At 72.6% G+C, this 21,603-nt stretch carries 16 protein-coding genes; 7 read left to right on the top strand and 9 right to left on the bottom strand.

All coding sequences use genetic code 11. The features are described from left to right. Window positions 1-9: 9 nt before the first annotated feature. Together KM427_RS24420 and KM427_RS24415 are read right to left on the bottom strand one after the other, a co-directional pair. Window positions 10-693, bottom strand: a complete 684-nt coding sequence (locus KM427_RS24420; RefSeq protein ID WP_215525645.1) for a fasciclin domain-containing protein — start codon at window positions 691-693, stop codon at window positions 10-12. Window positions 694-886: 193 nt separating this feature from the next. Then, on the bottom strand, window positions 887-2,404 hold the full coding sequence (locus KM427_RS24415; RefSeq protein WP_215525644.1) for a molybdopterin-dependent oxidoreductase: 1,518 nt from the start codon (window positions 2,402-2,404) through the stop codon (window positions 887-889). A 245-nt stretch (window positions 2,405-2,649) separates the two neighbouring features. Between KM427_RS24415 and KM427_RS24410 the strand changes: the two genes are divergently transcribed. From KM427_RS24410 to zwf, 7 genes are all read left to right on the top strand, one after another. Further along, window positions 2,650-7,506 carry a CLIPPER-2 domain-containing protein gene (locus KM427_RS24410; protein WP_215525643.1) on the top strand — a complete coding sequence of 1,619 codons (4,857 nt, stop codon included), beginning with the start codon at window positions 2,650-2,652 and terminating at the stop codon, window positions 7,504-7,506. 39 nt (window positions 7,507-7,545) lie between these two features. After that, on the top strand, window positions 7,546-8,292 hold the full coding sequence (locus tag KM427_RS24405) for an enoyl-CoA hydratase-related protein (RefSeq protein WP_353846978.1): 747 nt from the start codon (window positions 7,546-7,548) through the stop codon (window positions 8,290-8,292). A 43-nt stretch (window positions 8,293-8,335) separates the two neighbouring features. Continuing rightward, window positions 8,336-10,522: a HelD family protein gene (locus KM427_RS24400; protein WP_215525641.1), complete on the top strand. Its 2,187-nt coding sequence runs from the start codon at window positions 8,336-8,338 to the stop codon at window positions 10,520-10,522. 65 nt (window positions 10,523-10,587) lie between these two features. Beyond that, window positions 10,588-12,531 (top strand): anthranilate synthase family protein, encoded by a 1,944-nt coding sequence (locus KM427_RS24395; RefSeq protein WP_215525640.1) that lies wholly within the window; start codon window positions 10,588-10,590, stop codon window positions 12,529-12,531. A 195-nt stretch (window positions 12,532-12,726) separates the two neighbouring features. Beyond that, window positions 12,727-13,299 (top strand): anthranilate synthase component II, encoded by a 573-nt coding sequence (locus tag KM427_RS24390; RefSeq protein WP_215525639.1) that lies wholly within the window; start codon window positions 12,727-12,729, stop codon window positions 13,297-13,299. Next, entirely contained in the window at window positions 13,296-14,597 is a 1,302-nt protein-coding gene (locus KM427_RS24385) for an anthranilate synthase component I family protein (protein WP_215525638.1), read from the top strand. Before KM427_RS24390 ends, KM427_RS24385 begins: the two co-directional genes overlap by 4 nt. Before the next feature lie 34 nt (window positions 14,598-14,631). After that, entirely contained in the window at window positions 14,632-16,077 is a 1,446-nt protein-coding gene (zwf, locus tag KM427_RS24380) for a glucose-6-phosphate dehydrogenase (protein ID WP_215525637.1), read from the top strand. A gap of 123 nt (window positions 16,078-16,200) precedes the next feature. On the opposite strand, the gene KM427_RS24375 is transcribed toward zwf, so the two are convergent. The 7 genes from KM427_RS24375 to KM427_RS24345 form a co-directional block, all read right to left on the bottom strand. Continuing rightward, complete coding sequence (locus tag KM427_RS24375) at window positions 16,201-17,049, bottom strand: acyl-CoA thioesterase domain-containing protein (RefSeq protein WP_252274851.1); 849 nt, start codon at window positions 17,047-17,049, stop codon at window positions 16,201-16,203. A 72-nt stretch (window positions 17,050-17,121) separates the two neighbouring features. Next, window positions 17,122-17,664 (bottom strand): DUF3558 family protein, encoded by a 543-nt coding sequence (locus tag KM427_RS24370; protein ID WP_215525635.1) that lies wholly within the window; start codon window positions 17,662-17,664, stop codon window positions 17,122-17,124. Then, complete coding sequence (locus KM427_RS24365; RefSeq protein ID WP_215525634.1) at window positions 17,664-19,079, bottom strand: HAMP domain-containing sensor histidine kinase; 1,416 nt, start codon at window positions 19,077-19,079, stop codon at window positions 17,664-17,666. The genes KM427_RS24370 and KM427_RS24365 overlap by 1 nt, the downstream gene beginning before the upstream one ends. After that, window positions 19,076-19,780 (bottom strand): response regulator transcription factor, encoded by a 705-nt coding sequence (locus KM427_RS24360; RefSeq protein WP_183595105.1) that lies wholly within the window; start codon window positions 19,778-19,780, stop codon window positions 19,076-19,078. The genes KM427_RS24365 and KM427_RS24360 overlap by 4 nt, the downstream gene beginning before the upstream one ends. A 48-nt stretch (window positions 19,781-19,828) precedes the next feature. Further along, a complete protein-coding gene (locus tag KM427_RS24355; RefSeq protein ID WP_215525633.1) occupies window positions 19,829-20,686 on the bottom strand; it encodes a fructosamine kinase family protein in 858 nt (285 codons plus the stop codon). Continuing rightward, a complete protein-coding gene (locus KM427_RS24350) occupies window positions 20,683-21,186 on the bottom strand; it encodes a low molecular weight protein-tyrosine-phosphatase (protein WP_183595107.1) in 504 nt (167 codons plus the stop codon). Before KM427_RS24350 ends, KM427_RS24355 begins: the two co-directional genes overlap by 4 nt. 9 nt (window positions 21,187-21,195) lie before the next feature. Further along, complete coding sequence (locus KM427_RS24345) at window positions 21,196-21,597, bottom strand: phage holin family protein (RefSeq protein WP_183595108.1); 402 nt, start codon at window positions 21,595-21,597, stop codon at window positions 21,196-21,198. Window positions 21,598-21,603 lie beyond the last annotated feature (6 nt).

The raw sequence follows: 21,603 nt of genomic DNA, 5'->3' as shown, positions 1-21,603 counted from the left end.
GCCCCCTCGTCAGCCCATCGAACCCGGCATCAGGACCGAGTCGATGACGTAGACGGTGGCGTTGGCGGTCGGGACGTTGCCACAGAGGACCTTCGCCGAGTCGGCGCCGACGGTGAAGTCCTCGCCCGAGCCCTCGACCACGACCTTCTCGCCCTCGAGCGTCTGGTGCGATCCGGCGAGCTGGTCGGGGGTGAGCTGGCCCGGGACGACGTGGTAGGTCAGGATCTCGGTGAGCGTCGCCTTGTCGGACATGACGGCGTTCAGGTCCTTCTTCGGGATCTTCGCGAACGCGTCGTCGGTGGGTGCGAACACCGTGACGCCGTCGGCCGAGTTGAGCGTGTCGACGAGGCCGGCCTTGTCGACGGCCGCCACGAGCGTCGTGAGCAGCGGGTTGCCGCTCGCGGCGGTCGCGACGGGCTCGGTGGCCATGCCGTCGAAGGAGCCCGCGCCGTCGCTGGGGATCGAGGAGCAGCCGGCACCGAAGGTCTGGGCGCCGGCGTCCATGGCGTCCCCGGAGCTCATGTCGTCCGAGGGCGACTGGCTCATGTCGCCGGACGGGCTCTCCCTCATTGAGCTCGAGCTGTCGGAGGCGGTGTCGTCCCCGGAGTCGTCGCTGCTGCAGGCGGCCAGCCCGAGGCCGGTGGTCAGCGCCAGCACGGCGATGCCGGAGGTGCGTCGGAGGGAGCGGTTCATGATCGGGTGCCTTCCCGTTGCGGTCTGGTCGGGAAGGCATTCGGCGCCCCCTCCGAAACGGATTGGTCCGCTTCCCGGCGGCCTGGTGGTGGTTTCGAGGCTCGCTCCGCTCGCGCCTCAATCACCGTGTCGGTGGTTGAGGTGCGAGGGCCGCCAGGCCCGAGCCTCGAAACCACCACCGACGATCGCGCGCCTACCCGACGTTGACCACGATCTCCTGGATGCCGCTGGAGCCGTCGGGGAAGGGCGTGGCGCGGTCGGCGGTCTGCACGGTGCCGTCGCCGGCGATCGCGCGGCAGGCGATCGTGTGCCGGCCGGTCTCGGCGGTCCAGGGCAGGTACCACTGCCGCCAGTAGTCGGCGCCGAGCGAGGGGCCCAGCCGGGCCCGCTGCCAGTCGCCGCCGTCGACACGCACCTCCACCCGCTCGACGCCGCCCTGGTGCTGCGCCCAGGCGATGCCGCCGATGACGGTCCGGCCGGGGCCGACGGTCGAGAGCGGCTTCGGGGTGTCCACGCGGCTCGAGAGCTTGATCGGGGCATCGGTCGCCCAGTCGCGGTCGGTCCAGTAGGCGTCCTGCTCGGCGTACGTCGTCAGTGTCATCCGGGTGATCCACTTGCACGCACCGACGAACCCGTAGAGGCCGGGCACCACCATCCGGGCCGGGAAGCCGTGCTCGCGAGGCAACGACCTGCCGTTCATGCCGACCGCGATCATCGCGTCGCGGCCGTCGGTCGCCACCGACAGCGGGGTGCTGATCGTCATGCCGTCGACGTCGGTCGACAGGATCTGGTCCGCCGACGTGTCGCCGATGCCGGCCCGCTCCAGCAGGTCGGTGAGCCGTACGCCGAGCCAGCGCGCGCCGCCGACGTACCGCCCGCCGACCTCGTTCGAGACGCAGGTCAGCGTGATGTCGCGCTCGATCAGCGGCATCGCCAGCAGGTCGTCGAAGGTGAAGCTGACCTCCCGGGCGACGTCGCCGTCGATGGTGAGCGTCCAGTCGCCGGCGTCGACGATCGGCAGCGAGAGACGGGTGTCGACGCGGTAGAAGTCGCCGGTCGGCGTGCGGAGCGGGGTGATGCCCGGGACCCGGTCGTCCAGCGTCCTCGGGAACGGCGGCGCCGGGTCGGTCGTCGCCGGCAGGTCCACCGACGTCGTTCGGGTGCGGTACGACGTGATCCAGCGCCCCGCGCCGCCCATCACCACGCCGGCGGCGGCGAGCGAACCGGCCGCGACCAGGAGGCCGCGCCGGCTCGGACCGGTGCCGCCGGACCGCACACGGACGCGGGTCGAGGGCAGCCACCACAGCCACCACAGCGACCCGACGCCGACGACGCCGGCGACCACGCTGGGCAGCACGTCCGAGACCGGGGAGCCGGGGCGGCCGAGCGCGGCGCCGACGGGAATCGCCACCAGCCCGACCAGCAGGCCCGTGCCGTACCCGAGCCGGCGCCGGGAGAGGAGGCCGCCGACCGCCGCGAGCACGACGACCCCGACCATGACCGAGCCCACGAGCACGGTCTTGTCGTGGACGCCGAAGTGCTTGATCGCCCACTCCTGCAGGGGCGTCGGCGTCAGGTCGATGACCGTCGATCCGACCACGAGCACGGGCGACGACGCGGGTGCGGTGAGCGCCGCGACCAGGTGTCCGGCGGCGACGCCGACGAGCACGGCCAGGACGCCGAACCCGGAGTACAGCGGTCGGTTCCCCATGGAGGAGGTTCGGTGCGGCCCGGCCGTTGGATGGCCGCGGCCGGACCCGAGAGACCTGGCGCACACCGCATGCAAGATTTCCTCAAGCCGCCGCCCACCCGCGTGGGTGAACCCTACGGTCGCTGGTTGAACACTGCCCGGGTCACGGGCGGCGCACACAGCTGGGGGGCTGGCACATGTCACTGTCGCGCGCACGAATGCGGGCCGCACGACCATCTCGAGCACGCCGAGGCGGTACCGCCGCGGTGGCCCTCGGGTTGACCGCGGGCCTGTTCGCGCTCCTGCCGACCGCGCCCGCGGTGGCCACCGGCGGCGGTGGTGGTGGCGGTGGTACGGCGAGCTTCGTCTGCGCCAGCGACACCGTCTACAGCATCGACCAGGGCTCCCACGCGATCAGCAAGATCACGCCGTCGACCGGCGCAGCATCGTCGAACGGGTCGTTCGACGCCGGCTCCGGCGACGCCGTGAACGCACTCGCGCTGCCCGGCGGCGGCGGTCGGTACGCCTACGCGTTCAACCGCTCCGACAACCAGGTGCTGCGCTTCGACGCCGCCACCGGCGACACCGACTCCTACCACCAGCCGTCGAACGACAACGCCAGCAGCGTGATCGCGGGCGCGATCAACCCGGCCACGGGGATCTACTACTACGCGGCCGGTGGCGACCCGTGGAGGCTCTACGCCTTCAACACCGGCACGAACACCTCGATCGGCCGGGTCGGCACGATCTCCGACCTGTCCGTGAACGGCGACATGGCCTTCGACGCCGTCGGCAACCTGTACGTCGTCAGCAACGCGAGCAACACCGCCGCCGGCACGCTGGCCCGGGTCAACGGCCCGCTCCCGACCACCGCGGGCAGCACGACCCTCGCCGCTACCAAGCTCGCCACGCTCCCGGGCAACTCGGGTCAGTACGCGTCGATGGCATTCGACGGCTCCGGTGACCTGGTGATCGGCACCGGCTCGGGCAAGGTGCTGCGGGTCAACCCGTCGAGCGGCGTGCTGATCTCGACGAAGGACACCAACCGCCAGCTCTCCGACATGGCGTCCTGCTCGAGCCCGAGCACCGCGAACGCCAACGTCAACCTGCCGTCGGGCCGGCACGGCTCCGGCGACCAGTTCACCGTGACGATCACCGGCAACGGGGTGTCGAGCGGCAACACCGGCACCACCACCGGCAGCGACTCCGGCCTGCAGGGCAACCCCGCCGAGGTCGCCGGCCCCGTCGTCGTGGTGCCCGGCAAGACCTACACGATCACCCAGACCGCGGCCGGTGGCACCGACCTCAACGACTACACGACGACCTGGAAGTGCGTGTCGGGCGTCAGCGGCACCACGATCGCCAGCGGCGCCGGCAACTCCGGCACGTTCACCGTGCCGGCCTCGGCGGGCAGCACGATCACCTGCACGTTCACCGACCTCCCGCGCCTGCCGGCGATCGAGCTCGACAAGACCGCGGGCGCGCTGGTCGACACCGACGGCAACGGCCCGGACGCCGGCGACACCGTCACCTACGGCTTCAAGGTCACCAACACCGGCAACATCGTGCTCGACCCGGTGACCGTCGCGGACCCGAAGCTCGGCGCGATCACCTGCCCGTCCGGGCCGCTCGCGGTCGGCGCGTCGATCACCTGCACGCCGAAGACGTACGCCGTGTCGCAGTCCGAGGTCGACGCCGGGCGCGTCGACAACACCGCGACCGCCACGGGCATCGGCTCGAACGGCGTGCGCGTCACCGACACCGACTCGGTGACCGTGCCGGTGACGCCGCGGCCCGCCATCGAGCTGGACAAGACGGCCGGACCGGTGGTCGACGCCGACGACAACGGACCCGATGCCGGCGACACCATCACCTACGGCTTCACCGTGACGAACACCGGCAACGTGACCCTCGACCCGGTGACGCTGGTTGACCCGATGCTGGCCGACCCGATGCTCGGCGGTGCGATCGCCTGCGGCACCGGGGCGCTGGCGCCGGGTGCGTCGCGGACCTGCACCTCGCAGACCTACGAGCTGACCCAGGCCGACGTGAACGCCGGCAAGGTCGCGAACACCGCCACCGCGACCGGCACCCCGCCCTCCGGTCCGGTGGTCACCGACACCGACTCCACCACCACGACGCTGGCCGGTGCCCCGGAGATCGCCCTCGACAAGACCGCGAGCACGATCGTCGACGGTGACGGCAACGGTCCCGATGCGGGAGACACGATCACGTTCGGCTTCGAGGTCACCAACACGGGCACCGTCACGCTCGACCCGGTGACGCTGGTTGACCCGATGCTGGCCGACCCGATGCTCGGCGGTGCGATCGCCTGCGGCACCGGGGCGCTGGCGCCGGGTGCGTCGCGGACCTGCACCTCGCAGACCTACGAGCTGACCCAGGCCGACGTGAACGCCGGCAAGGTCGACAACACCGCCACCGCGACCGGCACCCCGCCCTCCGGCCCGTCGGTCACCGACACCGACTCCACCACCACCCCGGTCACCGGCACTCCGGCGATCACGCTGGACAAGATCGCCGGCGCGATCGTCGACGGTGACGGCAACGGCCCCGACCGGGGCGACACGATCGACTACACGTTCGTCGTGACCAACACGGGCACGGTGACCCTGTCGACGGTCGGCGTGAGCGACCCCAAGGCCGGACCGGTCAGCTGCCCGGTCACCACGCTGGCGCCGGGCGCGTCGACGACGTGCACGGCCGCGGCGTACGCGCTGACCCAGGCCGACGTCGACGCCGGCAAGGTCGACAACACCGCCACGGCGACCGGCACCCCGCCGTACGGCCCGAAGGTCACCGACCGCGACTCGACGCACACGCCGGTGCCGCCGCACGCGGCGCTCGAGCTGCTCAAGACCGCGGGCGCGGTCAACGACGTCAACGGCAACGGCCTCGACGACGGCGACACGGTGACCTACCACTTCACGGTCACCAACACCGGCACCGTGACGCTGAGCCTGATCGGCGTCACCGACCCCAAGGTCGGCCCGGTCACCTGCCCGGCGACGTCGCTGGCTCCCGGCGAGTCGCTGGAGTGCGAGCCGCGCACCTACTCGCTGACCCAGGACGACATCGACCACGGCTCGGTGGACAACACCGCGACCGCGACCGGTACGACGCCGTCGGGCGAGACCGTCGAGGACGACGACTCGCGCACCGTGCCGCTGCCGGCCACCGGCGCCATCCAGCTGGTGAAGACGGCGAGCGCCGTCCACGACCTCGACGGCAACGGGCCCGACGAGGGTGACACGATCGAGTACTCGTTCCGCGTCACCAACACCGGCAACGTGAGACTCGACCCGGTGACGGTCTCCGACCCGAAGGTCGGCCCGGTCACCTGCCCGAGCGGTGCCCTCGACCCGGGCGAGTCGTTCGACTGCACCCCGGTGACCTACACCATCACCGCGGCCGACCAGGGCCTCGGCCGTGTGGACAACACCGCCACCGCGACCGGGACGGCGCCCAGCGGCGGCACCGTGCAGGACACCGACTCCACCACGACGCCGGTGCAGCCGACGGTCACCAACGTGAAGGTCACCAAGACCGTCGACGACGCCGCGCCGCGCGAGGGCGACGTCGTGACCTACACGCTCGCCGTCACCAACACCGGTGCCGCCGCGGCTCGCGACGTGGTCGTCGTGGACGTGCTGCCGGCCGGCGTCACGCTGGTCTCCGCCGACGCGCCGTGCACGACCTCGGGGGTGACGGTCCGCTGTGAGCTGGGCACCGTGCCCGCCGGCCAGACCCGGTCGGTCGACGTCCGGGTGAAGGTCGCGCCGCTGCCGACCTCGGGGGCCGACCACCAGCACCTCTTCGACGTGCAGAAGACCGAGGTGCAGGTGGACGTCGAGCCCGGCGCCCAGGCGACCGGCACGGTCACCTGCCCGAGCGGGTACGTCGTGACCGACGGCTCGGGCCGCGTCGACCACGTCGACCAGGGCACCGGCACGCTCGCCGACGTCGCGATGACCGAGAACCACGCGGTCGGCGACGACGGCTGGACCGCGCGGTTCCTCAGCGAGGCGACCGGTCGCGCGCAGGCGAAGGTCTTCGCGGTCTGCGTCGCGCGTGACAGCGAGGTCGTCTCCGGACACCGGCACTCGCTGGTGATCGACGGCCAGCAGTCCGAGACCCGGAGCCTGCCGACCGGCCGCACCACCATCGCGATGGGCTGCGTCTCCGGCCAGGTGCCGATCCAGCCGGGCTACGCGCTCGACGACGCGGCGCCCGTCGTGACGACGTACCCCGACGGCGAGCACGGCTGGACCTTCGCCGTCGACAACCCGGGCGGGGCCTCGGCGGGCACGTTCACGCTCCGCTGTCTCGACGTCCTGGTCGGCTCCGCCCACGGGCACCAGCACCGGCTCGCGCTCGACGAGGTCCGGCAGACGGCCACGGTCCAGCCGGGCGAGGTCGCCGAGGTCACGCTGAGCTGCGCGGCCGACGCCAAGGGCATCGTGGCGGGGTACGACGTGGACCCGGGCCTGGTCGTCCTCGGCAACGACCCGCGGCCGATCGTCCGGGTGTTCAAGCTCTACAACCCGACCGCCGAGCCGCTCGACGCCCGTCTCTACCTGCTCTGCCTGGCCAACCGCACCGAGCGTGGCGCCGACGCGGACGGCACGGTGGTCAACACCGCGACGGTGTCGACGAGCACGACGGAGACCTCCACGACGGACAACGCCTCGAGCGTGACCTTCCAGGTGGACACCTCGCCGGCGAGCACCCCGCCGGCGCCGTCGACGCCGGCCGGGCCGAGCGGCCCGTCGGTGCCGCCCACGGTGATCCCCGGCCTGACCCCGGTGGTGCCGAGGGCACTGGTGGCGCGCGCTGCCGTGACCGCGACCGTCGGCTGCGCGGGCACCACCGCCTGCACCGGCCGGGCCACGCTGGTGGCCGCGAAGCGGGTGAAGGTCCGCGGCACCGTCGTGCGGAAGGGTGCGGTGCTGGCCAAGGCGTCGTACTCCGTCGAGGCGGGCTCGCAGACCAAGCTGCGGCTGGCCAAGACCCGCCTCGGGAAGGTCGCGCTGAAGGGTGCGAAGGTACGCCGCGCCGCCCTGCGCGTCGGTGGCGAGAGCTTCACGGTGCGGCTCCACCGCTGAGCCCGGCCCCGAGCTCGGGCATGCGGCAGGATGAGCCGCATGCCCGAGCTCGTGCACTACCGGGTGGCCGACGCGGTCGCCACCATCACCCTCGACTCCGAGCACAACCGCAACGCGCTCTCCCGCCGGCTGGTCTCCGAGCTGTTCGAGTGCCTGGAGCGGGCCGAGTCGGACGCCGAGGCGACGGTCGTGCTGATCACCTCGGCCGGCCGGGTGTTCTGCTCCGGCGCCGACCTCTCCGAGGCCGCCGACGGCGGCATGGACGAGGGCGCCCGCAGGATCGTCGCGCTGCAGCGCCTGATCGTGAGCATGGACAAGCCGGTCGTGACCCGGCTGGCCGGACCCGTGCGGGCCGGCGGCATCGGCATCGTGGCCGCCTCCGACATCGTGGTCGCGAGCGAGGACGCGACGTTCGCGCTCACCGAGGTCAAGCTCGGCCTGGCCGCGGCGATCATCTCGCTCACCGTGCACGCCCGGATGAACCCCCGCGCGGCGTCCCTGACGACGCTCGGCGGCGAGGTCTTCACCGGCGCCGAGGCCGCGGCGTACGGCCTGGTCACGACGGCCGTGCCCTCCGACCGGCTCGACGAGGAGGTGGGGAGGGTCTGCGCGTCGCTCGCGACCGGGGCGGCCCAGGGCCTGCGCGAGTCCAAGCGCATCCTCAACCGCGACCTGCTCGCCCGGATCGACGCACACGGCGAGGAGATGGCCGAGCTGTCCGCCCGTCTGTTCGCCTCCGACGAGGCGCGTGCCGCGATGACGGCGTTCCTGTCCCGCAAGCGGTAGCCGGCCGGGTAGGCTAGTCGACTCGCTGCAAGAGGGGACAGGCGTGTCGGAAGAGCTGGTCGAGAGGGAGATCGCGACCGAGCAGGGGTTCGTGGACCGGGTCTATCGACAGCTGGAGGTGTCGGCCCGGGCCGCGCAGGAGCTCGCCCGCGAGGGCCACAGCCGGGGCCGGCTCGGTCACGAGGGCGGGCTCGTCGAGCGCGACGCGATGGTGTTCCAGGCCGCGCGCCGGATCGCCCAGCTCGACGCCGCCCACGAGGGCCTGGTCTTCGGCCGCCTCGACATGCTGCCCGACCTCGACCCGGAGCCGCGCTACATCGGCCGCATCGGCCTGCGCGACGACAACCGCGACTCGCTGCTGATCGACTGGCGCGCCCCGGCCGCAGCGGTGTTCTACCAGGCCACCGCGGCCGAGCCGCAGCGCGTCGTACGCCGCCGCGTGCTGCGCGCCGCCGGCCGCACGGTCGTGGGCGTCGAGGACGAGCTGCTCGACGCCGAGGTCGAGACCGACCTCCCGATCGTCGGCGAGGGCGCGCTGATGGCCCAGCTCTCGCGGGCCCGCGACCGCTCCATGCACTCGATCGTCGCGACCATCCAGGCCGAGCAGGACCGGGCGATCCGGGCGCCCGGCCGCGGCGTCGTCTCGATCTCCGGGGGCCCCGGCACCGGCAAGACCGTGGTCGCGCTGCACCGCGCGGCGTACCTCCTCTACAGCGACCGGCGCCGCTACGAGACCGGCGGCGTGCTGGTCGTCGGGCCGAGCGGCGTGTTCATGCGCTACATCGAGCGGGTGCTGCCCAGCCTCGGCGAGACGGCGGTCGCGCTGCGCTCGCTGGGCGAGGTCGTCGACGGCGTCCGGGCGACCCGGCACGACGAGCCGGCGGTCGCCGACGTCAAGGGCGCGGCCGTGATGGCCGAGCTGATGCGGCGCACGGCCCGGCAGCAGGCGCCCGGCAGCCCGCGGGAGTTCCGGATCTTCTGGCGTGACGACACGATCGTGCTCGACCGCGGCCAGCTCGGCGCGATCCGGCGCAACCTGATGTCCCAGGGCCACCGCAACCGCCAGCTGCCGCGGGTGGCCGGTGCGCTGCTCGACGCGATGTGGCGCCAGGTGCGCGGCGAGCGCGGCCGGGAGCGCGGCCGCGAGGCCTTCGACGACGACCTGCTCTCCGACCACTCGTTCGTCGACTTCGTGGCGGCCTGGTGGCCGCCGCTCGACGCGAGCCAGGTCTTCGGGTGGCTGCGCGAGCCGGAGTTCCTGGCCCGGGTGGGCGACGGCGTCGTCGGTCCGGAGGAGCAGCGGCTGCTCTCGAAGTCGTGGGCCGACGCCACCGGCTTCTCCGTCGAGGACATCCCGCTGCTCGACGAGCTCCGCTACGCCATCGGCGACGTCCCCGCCCGCACCGACGACGAGGGCACCCTCGACGACACCGGCCTGCTCGAGGGCGGCATCGACGTCCAGGAGCTCTTCACCGCGGCCGACCGCGAGTTCGCGCCGTCGGGCCGGGCCTGGGCGCCGCCAACGCACAAGATCGAGGACGACCCCTACGCGCACGTGCTCGTCGACGAGGCCCAGGACCTCACCCCGATGCAGTGGCGGATGGTCGGCCGGCGCGGGCGCACGGCGTCGTGGACGATCGTCGGCGACCCGGCCCAGTCCTCGTGGCCGGTGCCCGCCGAGGCCGAGGCCGCGCGGGCCGCCGCCCTCGAGGGCAAGGAGCGCCACGAGTTCCACCTCTCCACGAACTACCGCAACTCCGCCGAGATCTACGCCCACGCCGCGGCGTACGCCGAGCGGGTCGGCCTCGACGCCGACCTCCCCACCGCCGTCCGTTCCACCGGCGTCGAGCCCGAGGTGCGCACCGGCGTCCCCGAGGGCGACCTCGAGGCGGCCGCCCGCGCGGCCGTCACCGACATCGCCGCCCGCGTCGAGGGCACCGTCGGCATCGTCGTCCCCGTCGCCCGCCGCTCCGAGGTCAACGCCTGGCTGGCGTCGTGGCCGGAGGTCGCCGCCGACGCGTCCGGCGCCCGCGCCGCCATCGACTCCGCGGTCACGCCCTCGGGCGACGACCGGATCGTCGTGCTCACCGGCCTGGACACGAAGGGCCTGGAGTTCGACGGCATCGTCGTGGTCCGCCCCCAGGAGATCGAGGACGAGTCCGCCACCGGGCGGGCGACGCTGTACGTCGTGCTCACCCGGGCGACCCAGCTGCTGACCACCCTGGGGTGAGCGAGGGCGGTTCCGAGGCTCGGGCCTCGGTCGGCCGTGTCTCCGCGCCGCCGTAGAGTTCCGGCATGAACGCCACGACCTCTGCCCGGGAAGCCATCGCGGCCGTCCAGGAGCACGAGGCCTGGGCGATCATCCGGCGCTCCACGCGGGCCGGTGACCGCGACACCGTCGGTGTGGTCGGCGGCCGCCGCAGCGTGGTCGAGTCGATCCTCGACGTACCCCTGGCCGAGGGGGTGCCGGACGACGGACACATCGCCGACCGCCTGGTCGCGATCCCCTTCCGGCAGGTCGCCGAGCGCGGCTTCGAGGCCCACGACGACGGCACGCCGCTCGTGGTCGTCGACGTCGAGTCCGAGCTGGAGTTCACCGTCGCCGAGGTGATCGACGCGATCGACGACACGGGGGTGGAGTTCGCCGACCGGGGCGGCTTCGAGACCGACGACGACGACTACGCCAAGCTGGTCTCGTCGATCATCACCGACGAGATCGGCCAGGGCGAGGGCGCCAACCTCGTCATCGGGCGCCACTACCGCGCGACCGTCGCCGACTGGGGCGCCGACCGGGCGCTCACGGTGTTCCGCCGGCTGCTCGAGCGCGAGCGCGGGTCGTACTGGACCTACGTCTTCTTCACCGGCGACCGCTACCTGATCGGCGCGAGCCCGGAGCGGCACGTCTCCATCCACGGCGGCGACGTGCGGATGAACCCGATCAGCGGCACGTTCCGGATCCCGCGCGAGGGCGACGTCCGCGGCGCCGGGCTCAAGGGCCAGCTCCTCGACTTCCTCCACGACGAGAAGGAGATCTTCGAGCTCTTCATGGTCGTCGACGAGGAGCTCAAGATGATGTGCGACATCTGCAACGAGGGCGGCCAGGTGCTCGGCCCGTTCCTCAAGCCGATGAGCCGCCTGATCCACACCGAGTACCTCCTCGCCGGCCGCACCAGCCGCGACCCGCGCGAGGTGCTGCGCGACACGATGTACGCCGCCACCGTCACGGGCTCGCCGGTCGAGAACGCCTGTCGCCTGATCAAGCAGTACGAGTCGGAGGGCCGCGGCTACTACGGCGCGGCGCTCGCGATCCTCGGCCGCGACGACGAGGGTGGTCCCGTCGTCGACAGCCCGATCGTGATCCGCACCGCCGACGTCGGGCTCGACGGCCGGCTGACGGTCACCGCCGGGGCGACGCTGGTGCGCGACTCCGACCCGGCGTACGAGGTCGCGGAGACGCACGCCAAGGCCGGCGGCATCCTCAGCGCCTTCGGGCTGGTGCCGCCCGCACCGACGCCGAGCGTGAACGTCGCGGAGCTCGTCAACGACGAGGACGTGCTGCTCGCGCTGAACGCGCGCAACCGGCGGCTCTCGACGTTCTGGCTCACCGACCAGGGCGGCGCCGCGCCGGACCCGCGGCTAGCGGGCAGGTCGGTGGTGATCCTCGACGGCGAGGACGACTTCGTGAACATGCTGCGCCACGTGCTCGGCGTCGTCGGCATGACCAGCGAGGTCGTGCGGCACGAGGACTACACGCCCGGGTGCCTCGACGGCTTCGACCTCGCGATCATCGGACCCGGCCCGGGCGACCCGCGCGACGGCGACGACCCGAAGATGGCCAATCTGCGCGCGGCCGTCGCCGAGCTGATGGCCGCCGAGCGGCCGTTCCTCGCGGTGTGCCTGGGGCACCAGGCACTGTGCCACCACCTCGGGATCCCGCTGGCCTACAAGGACATCGTCTTCCAGGGCACCCAGTCGCCGGTGTCGATCGGCGGGCGGACGGAGCGTGTCGGCTTCTACAACACCTTCGTCGGCCGCCTCGGTGCTTCCGGGGCGCCCGACGGGGTCGAGGTCGAGGCGGACGTCCAGACCGGTGACATCCACCTGGTCCGGGGCCCGCACTACCGCGGCATCCAGTTCCACGCGGAGTCCATCCTCACCGAGCACGGTTTCGAGGTGCTCCACGAACTGGTGGCCAGCCTTCTCGTGGATCCCGACCACAACGCGTCGGCCCGAGGCTAGGCTGTGCAACCACGGCGGAGCCGTTCGTGGGCCCGGTGAAGACTGCCCCCCAGCTTCATCGGGCCCTCCGTCACTCCGGCCGCGGGGCGCTCGCTTGCGAGCGGCCCGCGTTGCCGGAGGGAGGTTGAGGAGCGTCGGCGGGGCCGCGCTTGCGCGGGACCGCGACGCGTCTCGAAACCCAGTCGGATGTCCTTGATGAATCGCCTTCTCGACGTAGTCGTGGTCGACCACCACGACTCCTACACGTGGAACCTGGTCCACCTCGTCGCCGCCGTCACCGGGTCGCTGCCGGCCGTCGTGCAGCACGACGAGGTGTCGGCCGCCGAGGTGCTCGCGTTCTCCCACGTCGTGCTGTCGCCGGGCCCGGGGCACCCGGCCTCGCCCGCGGACTTCTCCGTCGGCCGCGAGGTGCTGCGCCGCGCGACCCGGCCCGTGCTCGGCGTCTGCCTGGGGATGCAGGGGCTGGTCACGACGTACGGCGGCACCGTCGACCGGGTCCGCCCCGCGCACGGCGACGTGGCGTCGGTGACCCATGACGGCCGGGGTGTCTTCGCCGGCCTGCCGTCGCCGCTGGCGGCGGTGCGCTACCACTCGCTCGCGGTGCTGGAGGTCCCCGCGTGCCTCGAGGTCACCGCGCGGTCGGAGGACGGCGTCGTGATGGGGGTGCGGCACCGGACCCTGCCTCTGGAGGGCGTGCAGTTCCACCCCGAGTCGGTGCTCTCCGAGCACGGCGAGCGGCTGGTCGCGAACTTCCTGGGTGCCGCATGACCGACCCGGTCCCCGACTTCCGCGCGGTCGCCGCCGCGCACGCCCGGTGCTTCTGGCTCGACGGCGGCGGGGCCCGGGAGTGGTCGGGCCGCCGCTCGATCCTCGGGTGGCTCGACGACGACGACGTCTCCCTCACCTACGACGCGGGCGCGCGGGTCGTCCGCCGGCACGTAGGTGGCCGCTCGGAGGTCGTGGGCGACGACGTGTTCGACGTCCTCGCCGCGGAGCTCGCCGCCGGGCCGGCCGACGCCTCCTGGTTCGGCTACCTCGGCTATGCCTGCCGCCCCGACCTCCCCGCCGCGACCGGCGGCGAGCTGCCCGACGCCGTCTGGATGCGGCCGAGCCACGTGCAAATGTTCGAGCATGAGGTCGACGGGGATGGTGGTTTCGAGGCTCAGGCGCGGGGCGCCTTCGCACCTCAACCACCGATGAGGGTGGTTGAGGTGCGAGGAGCGCCAGCGACGAACCTCGAAACCGCCACTCCCGCCACCTACCGCACCGGCTTCGCCCGGGTCCAGGAGCAGCTCCACGCCGGCAACACCTACGAGGTCAACCTGACCTACCGGATGGCGACCGAGAGCGACCTCGACCCGGTGTCGGCGTACCTGCGGCTGCGCGGGCTCAACCCCGCGCCGTACGCCGGCTTCCTGCAGCACGACGTGCCGGGGGCACGGGCGTGGCTGCTCAGCTCCAGCCCGGAGCGGTACGCGCTGGTGTCGACCGACCGGACGCTGGAGACCAGGCCGATCAAGGGCACCACGCCCCGGGGGGCGACCGCGGCGCAGGACGAGGAGGCGCGGGAGCGGCTGCGCACCGACCCGAGGTTCCGCGCCGAGAACCTGATGATCGTCGACCTGCTGCGCAACGACCTGTCGATGGTCTGCGAGCCGGGCACGGTCACCGTGCCGACGCTGATGGACGTCGAGTCCTACGAGTCCGTGCACCAGCTGGTCAGCACGGTCCGCGGGCGCCTGCGCGACGAGGTCTCGACGATCGACGCGCTGCGGGTGCTCTTCCCCGCGGGGTCGATGACGGGCGCGCCGAAGCTGCGCACGATGCAGGTGATCGAGCAGGTGGAGCAGACGCCGCGGGGTCCGTACGCCGGCGCGTTCGGCTGGATCGGTGCCGACGGCCGGGCCGACCTCGGGGTGGTGATCCGCAGCCTGGCGACCGCCGGCGACGGGCGCTACCTGCTGGGGACCGGTGGCGGCATCACGGTCCGCTCCGACGTCGACGAGGAGTGGGCGGAGTCGCGCTGGAAGGCCGAGCGGCTGCTCCGGGTCTTCGATCGCCCGTAGGCATCGATCCGCCGCGGACGGCTACCGTGGCGGCATGGAGAACGGACACGTCATCGTGCTGTTCGGGGCCACCGGCGACCTGTCCCGGCGCAAGCTGCTGCCGGGCCTCATGCACCTCTGGCAGGCCGGCCTCATCGACGACTCGCGGATCGTCGGCACCTCGCTCGAGGACATCGACACGGCCGAGTTCGTCCGGATCGCGCGCGGTGCCTGCGACGAGTTCAGCCACCGCGGCCTGACCGCCCAGGAGTGGAACGAGTTCGCGGGACTGCTCAGCTACGTGCCGCAGTCCGCCGGCCCGCCCGCGCTCGCCGAGGCGGTCCGTGCCGCCGAGGCCGACCTGGCCCGGGGCGGCCGGCCGGTCGACTTCCTGCACTACCTGAGCGTCCCGCCCAAGGCGGCGCTCGACGTCGTGCGCCAGCTCGACGAGGCCGGGCTGGTCAAGCAGTCGCGGATCGTGATGGAGAAGCCCTTCGGCACCGACCTCGAGAGCGCGCGCCGGCTCAACGACCGGCTGCACCAGGTCTTCGACGAGAGCCAGATCTTCCGCATCGACCACTTCCTCGGCAAGGAGGCGGCCCAGAACATCCTGGCGTTCCGCTTCGCCAACGGCCTCTTCGAGCCGATCTGGAACCGCAACTTCATCGACCACGTGCAGATCGACGTGCCGGAGACCCTCGGGCTCGAGGGCCGCACCAAGTTCTACGAGACCACCGGCGCCTACCGCGACATGGTCGTCACCCACCTGATGCAGGTGCTGGCGTTCATGGCGATGGAGCCGCCGACCTCGCTTGCGCCCGACCCGATCAGCGACGAGAAGCTCAAGGTGTTCCGCTCGATGCGCCCGATCGAGCCGCACCACGTCGTCCGGGGCCAGTACGCCGGGTACCGCGAGCATCGGGACACCGCCGACGACTCCGACACCGAGACGTTCGTGGCGCTCAAGGTCGAGATCGACAACTGGCGCTGGGCGGGGGTGCCGTTCTACCTGCGCACCGGCAAGAAGCTCGCCGAGGGCGCCCGGATCATCTCGATCGCGTTCAAGGAGCCGCCGCTCGCGATGTTCCCGGCCGGCTCCAACGCCGGCACCCAGGGGCCCGACCACCTCACCTTCGACCTCGCCGACCAGTCGCGGATGTCGCTCTCGTTCTACGGCAAGCGCCCCGGGCCGGGGATGAAGCTGGAGAAGCTGTCGATGCAGTTCGCGACCCACGAGACCTCCTCGGCGTACGCCGTGCTCGAGGCCTACGAGCGGCTCATCTACGACGCGCTGCGCGGCGACCACACGCTCTTCACCACCGCGGCCGGCATCGAGACGCTCTGGGAGCGGTCGACGCCGCTGCTGCAGAACCCGCCGCCCGTGCGCACCTACACGCCCGGCTCGTGGGGCCCGAACGCGATCCATCAGCTGGTCGCGCCGCACGCCTGGCGGCTCCCCTTCGAGCGCTCCTGGCGCGAGCAGCAGGCCGCCCGCCCGTAGCTGCGGCTTCATCAAGGGATGCAGACGAGGCGGCACTTCCCTGGGTGCGCACGTCGTGGGGAGCGCGGATCCGCCCCCATCCCTTGATGAAGCGCCGGGCGACGGGCAGCGGCCGCCCGGGCGTCAGCCGGCGGAGCGGGTCCGGTGGCCCTGGTCGGTGTAGGTGACCGACCCGAGGTCGACGGTCCGGCGGGCATTGGCGAGGGCGGCCACCATCACGGTGCCGAGCGGTCCGCGCCGGTCGAAGATGGCGGCGCTGCCGACGGCGATGCCGTCGTGCTCGACCCGGTCCGTCGCGAGCAGGCCGATCTCGACGCCCTCGGGCTCGCGGGCGAGCGTCATCGTGATGTCGGTGTTGATGTACTCGACGCCGCGGGTGCCCCAGTTGATGACCATGCTGGTGCCGTCGGCGCTGGCGGCCGCAGCCTGGAAGCCGGTCAGCGGCTCGTCGGGGAGGATCGGCACCGCGGTGCTCCAGGTCGCCTTGCGGTCGGCGTTCTGGTGCTCGAGGAAGTTCTGCGACCAGCCGACCGACGAGCGCACGAACGGCGCCCGCGGCTCGGTCGCCGGCGGCACCACGTCGACCGGCGGCGGCGACGGGCGCTCGTTCGGCGCCCAGATCTCGCCGTCCGTGGACTCGGACGGCTTGAGGAACGTCGCGGTGCCCCGCGCCACCCGCTCCCCGCCCTGCGAGAGGATCACGTCGACCAGGCAGATCCGCCGGCCCTCGCGCTCGATCTCGGTCGTCAGGGTGCACGGCACCATCCGGGCCGGCTTGAAGAGGTCGACCGCCCACCGCGCTGGCCGCAGGTCGGAGCGTCCCGCCTCGGCCAGCGCGCCCTCGGCCGCCCAGGCCAGCGCGCCGCTGAGGGCCACGCCGTGCATCTGGTCGTCGCTCCACATGCTGCAGGCGAGCGGCTCGGGGACCAGGGCCGCACCGGACCGGGTGAAGAACGAGATCGTGTCGGTCACCGGCTCATTGTCGGGGTAGTCCGTCACGAAATGGCTGTCGTTCGGTGTGAGGTTCGACCATTCCGTGACGGACTATCGCGGCCGCGAGGTCGGTGCCTGTCGCACCAGCTCCGCCATCAGCGCCTGCGTGCCCGCGACGACCGCGTCCTCGTCGTACGGCGTGACCTGGACCGCGTTGACGTTCTGCACGAGGCCGGCGGTCTGCACGAAGCCGGTGACCAGGACGCCGGACTTCTGGGTCCGCACGACCATCCGCGCCGACTCCGCGCCGTCGATGTCGACCGGCTCGAGCTGGGCGCCCGCGGCGCCCATCGTGTCGAGGGCGTCGTCGAGCCCGCCGGCGAACCACTGATAGTTGACGTCGTACGCCGCGCCGCCCTTGCGCTCGGGGGTGAACGTGCACTGCGGCGCGGTGATGCTCCCGGTGCGCTCGGTCACGGGTGCGCCGACCAGTCGGCCGACCGTCTCGGCGGTGAGCCCGTCGCACGGGCTCCAGGCGACGTTCGCCGCCGCGGACTCGGCCGCGGACGGCGTACCGGAGGATCCGCCGGAGCAGCCGGACAGGGCAAGTGTGAGGGTGGCCGCGGTCATCGCGGCGAGCGGAAGCGCGCGCATCAGGCCGGGGTCCAGTCCGGGACCGGGCTCGCCGAGCCGGGCAGCCACATCGTCAACTGGGCGCCACCACCGGGGGCCACGCCGACCTCGGCGGTGCCGGCGTGCCGCTCCGCGACCTGCCGCACGATCGACAGGCCCAGGCCGGAGCCCGACATGCCGCGCGACTCCGGAGACCGGTAGAAGCGGTCGAAGACGTGGGGTCGGTCGGCCTCCGCGATGCCGGGCCCCTCGTCGGCGACCGTGAGCGTGCCGTCCACGAGCGTGACCGTGACCGTGCCGCCCTCGGGGCTCCACTTGGCGGCGTTGTCGAGCAGGTTGGTCACCGCCCGCTCGATGCCGGGGTCCTCGCCGACGACGTACCACGGCGCGAGGTCGACCTCGAAGGTCAGCCCCGACGCCCGACGCCGCACCCGCGCGATCGCGCGCTCGACCACCTCGGGCAGGTCGACGGGCTCCACGACGTGGGTGAGGGGCTCGTCGCGGGCCAGCTCGACCAGGTCGCCGATCAACGTGGTGAGCTCCTCGATCTGGGCGCGGACGTCGTCGAGCAGCTCGGCCTTGGCGTCGGGGGGCAGCTCCATGCCGCTCGCGCCGTCGGCCTGGGTGAGCAGGTCGATGTTGGTGCGCAGCGACGTCAGCGGCGTGCGCAGCTCGTGGCCGGCGTCGGCGACCAGCTGGCGCTGCCGGTCGCGGGAGGCGGCCAGCGCCGCGAGCATCTGGTTGAACGCCGAGGCCAGCCGGGCGATCTCGTCGTCCCCTTCGACCGGGAGCGGGCGCAGGTCCTCGGTGCGCGCGATCTCCTCGACGGACGCGGTGAGCCGGCGCACCGGGCGCAGGCCGTTGCGGGCGACGGCCCAGCCCGCCAGGCCCGCGCCGATGACGCCGGCGCCGCCGAAGAGGAACATCACGGTGCCGAGCTTGGCGAGCAGCGTCTCCTGGGAGTCCAGCGACTGCCCGATCACCATCGTGCTGCCGTCGTCGCGATGCACCGCGGCGATCCGCCAGCGGGTGCCCTCGCCGCTGACGGTGCGGACCGACGTGCTCTTCTCGCCCCGGGAGACCGCGATCTCGGGCCCGCCGATCAGCTGCTGCGGCTGGTCGGCCTCCTTGCCGCGGATCAGGCCGCTGCCGCTGCCGTCGAGGCAGGCGACCCAGACGTTGGTGGCGCCGAAGTAGTCGGCCGGGAACGTGAAGTTGCGGTCGCAGAGGGTCTGGGTCGGGGTGCTCTCGGCCCGGTGCAGCAACGAGTCGTCGAGGGTGGCCTGGAGCTGCATCCGCACGGTGACGTAGGCGCCGAACGCCACCAGGGCCACGGTGGCGCCGGCGGCGAGCGTGGTCAGGATCGTCACCCGAGAGGCGAGCGACCTGCGGTAGTGCCAGCGGCCGTCGGTGCCGGCCGGGGGAAGAACGGTCACGATTCCTTCAGCACGTAGCCGACACCGCGCACGGTGTGGATCAGCCGGGGCTCGCCCTCGGCCTCGGTCTTGCGGCGCAGGTAGCCGACGTAGACCTCCAGCGAGTTGGCGGTCGTCGGGAAGTCGTAGCCCCACACCTCCTCGAGGATGAACGACCGCTCCAGCACCCGGCGCGGCCGGCGCAGGAACATCTCGAGCAGGGTGAACTCGGTGCGGGTCAGCTCGATCCGGCGTCCGCCGCGGGTCACCTCGCGGGTGGCGATGTCCATGGAGAGGTCGGAGAACGCGAGCACCTCGTCATCGTGCTCGTCGCGGGGGACGACCCGGCGCAGCAGCGCCCGCAGCCGGGCCAGCAGCTCCTGCAGGGCGAAGGGCTTGGTGAGGTAGTCGTCGGCGCCGGCGTCGAGCCCCTCGACCCGGTCGCCGACGGCGTCGCGGGCGGTGAGCACGAGGATCGGCAGGTCGTTGCCCGCCTGGCGCAGCGCCTTGGTCGCCTCGAGCCCGTCGAGGCGCGGCATCATCACGTCCATGACGACGACGTCGGGGTCGGTGGCCGCGATCGCGGCCAGCGCCTCGGCGCCGTCGGAGGCGAGGGCGACGTCGTACCCGTTGAACTCCAGCGACCGGCGCAGCGACTCGCGGACCGCCTTGTCGTCGTCGACGACGAGGACGCGCGGCTTGGGCACGGACTTGCTGCTCACGACGCTACTCTGCCAGTCGAGCCTGAGCCGGTACTGAGAACCGCCGGGTCAGAGGTACGCCGCGGCGGCGCGGGCCGCCCGGGCGGCGTACCCGCCGCCGAAGTGGCAGGCGTGCACGAGCAGCGGGAAGATCTGGTGCAGCTCGGCGCGCTCCTGCCAGCCGTCGGCCAGCGGGGTCGTCTCCTGGTAGGCGTCGAGCACCCGAGGCAGGTGGGGGAGCCCGAAGAGCGACAGCATCGCCAGGTCGACCTCGCGGTGGCCGCCGTACGCCGCCGGGTCGATCAGCCAGGCCCGGCCGTCGACGCCCCAGAGCACGTTGCCGTTCCACAGGTCGCCGTGCAGCCGGGCGGGCGGCTCGTCGGGGACCAGGTCGGGCAGCCGCGCGACGACCGCCTCGATCGTGGCGGCCTGCTCCCCGTCGGCGTGGCCGCGGTCGCGGGCGAGCTTGAGGTAGGGGAGCACGCGGCGCACGGCGTAGAACTCGGCCCAGGTGTCGGCGGTCCGGTTGGGCAGCGGCAGCCTGCCGATGTAGCCGTCGTGGTCCGCGCCGAAGCGCTCCGCCCCGGCGGCGTGGGTGGCGGCCAGCTCGCGGCCGAAGGCGAGGGCGGCGTCGACGGAGTTCTTGCCCGGCTCGATCCACTGGACGATCAGGCACTCGTGGTCGGCGCCCAGCACCTCGGGCACCGCGGCCCCGCCCGCGGCGGCGAGCCAACGCAGGCCCTCCGCCTCGTCGGTGAAGAAGTCCTCCGGTGCGTGCGGCAGCGTCTTCATCAGCGCGGAGCTGCCGTCGCTGAGGCGCAGGCGGGTCGCGGTCGCGATGTCGCCGCCGGCGACCGGGGCGGTCGCGATGACCGACGTGCCGAGGAGCTCCTCGGCACGCCGGGCGATCAGCGGTTGCCGGGTCACGGCTCGGTGGTGTCCCAGGGTCGCTCGCGTCGCAGGGCCTCGACCAGCGCGGTCGCCGTGAGCTCCACCATCGCCAGCACCTCCTCGAAGCCGTCGTCCCCACCGTAGTACGGGTCTGGTACGTCGTCGCCGGGGTGCAGCGGATCGAGGTCGCGGAACATCCGGATCCGGCCCCCCGGTCCGCCGATGTTCGCGAGGTTGTCGGCGTCCATCGCGAGGTAGAGGTCGGCGTCGTCGGGGCCGGCCCACTGCCGCGCCCGGTGCCGGGTCGCGTCGTACCCCGCCGCGGTCAGGGTGGCGGCCGCGCGCCGGTCCATCGGGTTGCCGACGTGCCAGTCACCGGTGCCCGAGCTGGTCACCTCCACCAGGTCTGCGAGCCCGGCGTCGGCCAGTCGCTGCTCGAGCACGACGTGGGCCATCGGGGAGCGGCAGATGTTGCCGAGGCAGACCAGCTCGACGCGGTAGCGGCCGGGCTCGCGGCTCGCGGGCAGACTGCTCATGCTTCCCGCTCAGGCCTCCGCCGCGTCGCCGAAGATGAGCCCGACGATCCAGGTGACGATGGTGATCACGATCGCGCCACCGACGGCGTTCCAGAACCCGTCGACGTAGAAGTCGATGTCGAAGAGCCCGACCAGCCACTCGGTGAAGAGCAGCATCAGCGCGTTGATCAGCAGCAGGAACAGCCCGAGCGTGATGATGATGAACGGGATCGACAGGATCTTGATCACCGGGCTCACGAACGAGTTGACGATGCCCAGGATCAGCGCGACGAACACGAGTGGCCAGAAGTTGTCGCTGATCTCGTCCCAGCCCGACGAGCCGGTGAAGCCGATGCCGTCGAAGATCAGGCACGCGGCGCCGAGCGCGACCAGGTTGGTGGCGAGCCAGCCGATGAACTTGAGGAGTCCCACGGGGCC

The organism is Nocardioides sp. LMS-CY, assembly GCF_018732145.1.
Lineage (GTDB): Bacteria > Actinomycetota > Actinomycetes > Propionibacteriales > Nocardioidaceae > Nocardioides > Nocardioides soli.
This window is presented reverse-complemented; position numbering and strand designations above follow the sequence as displayed.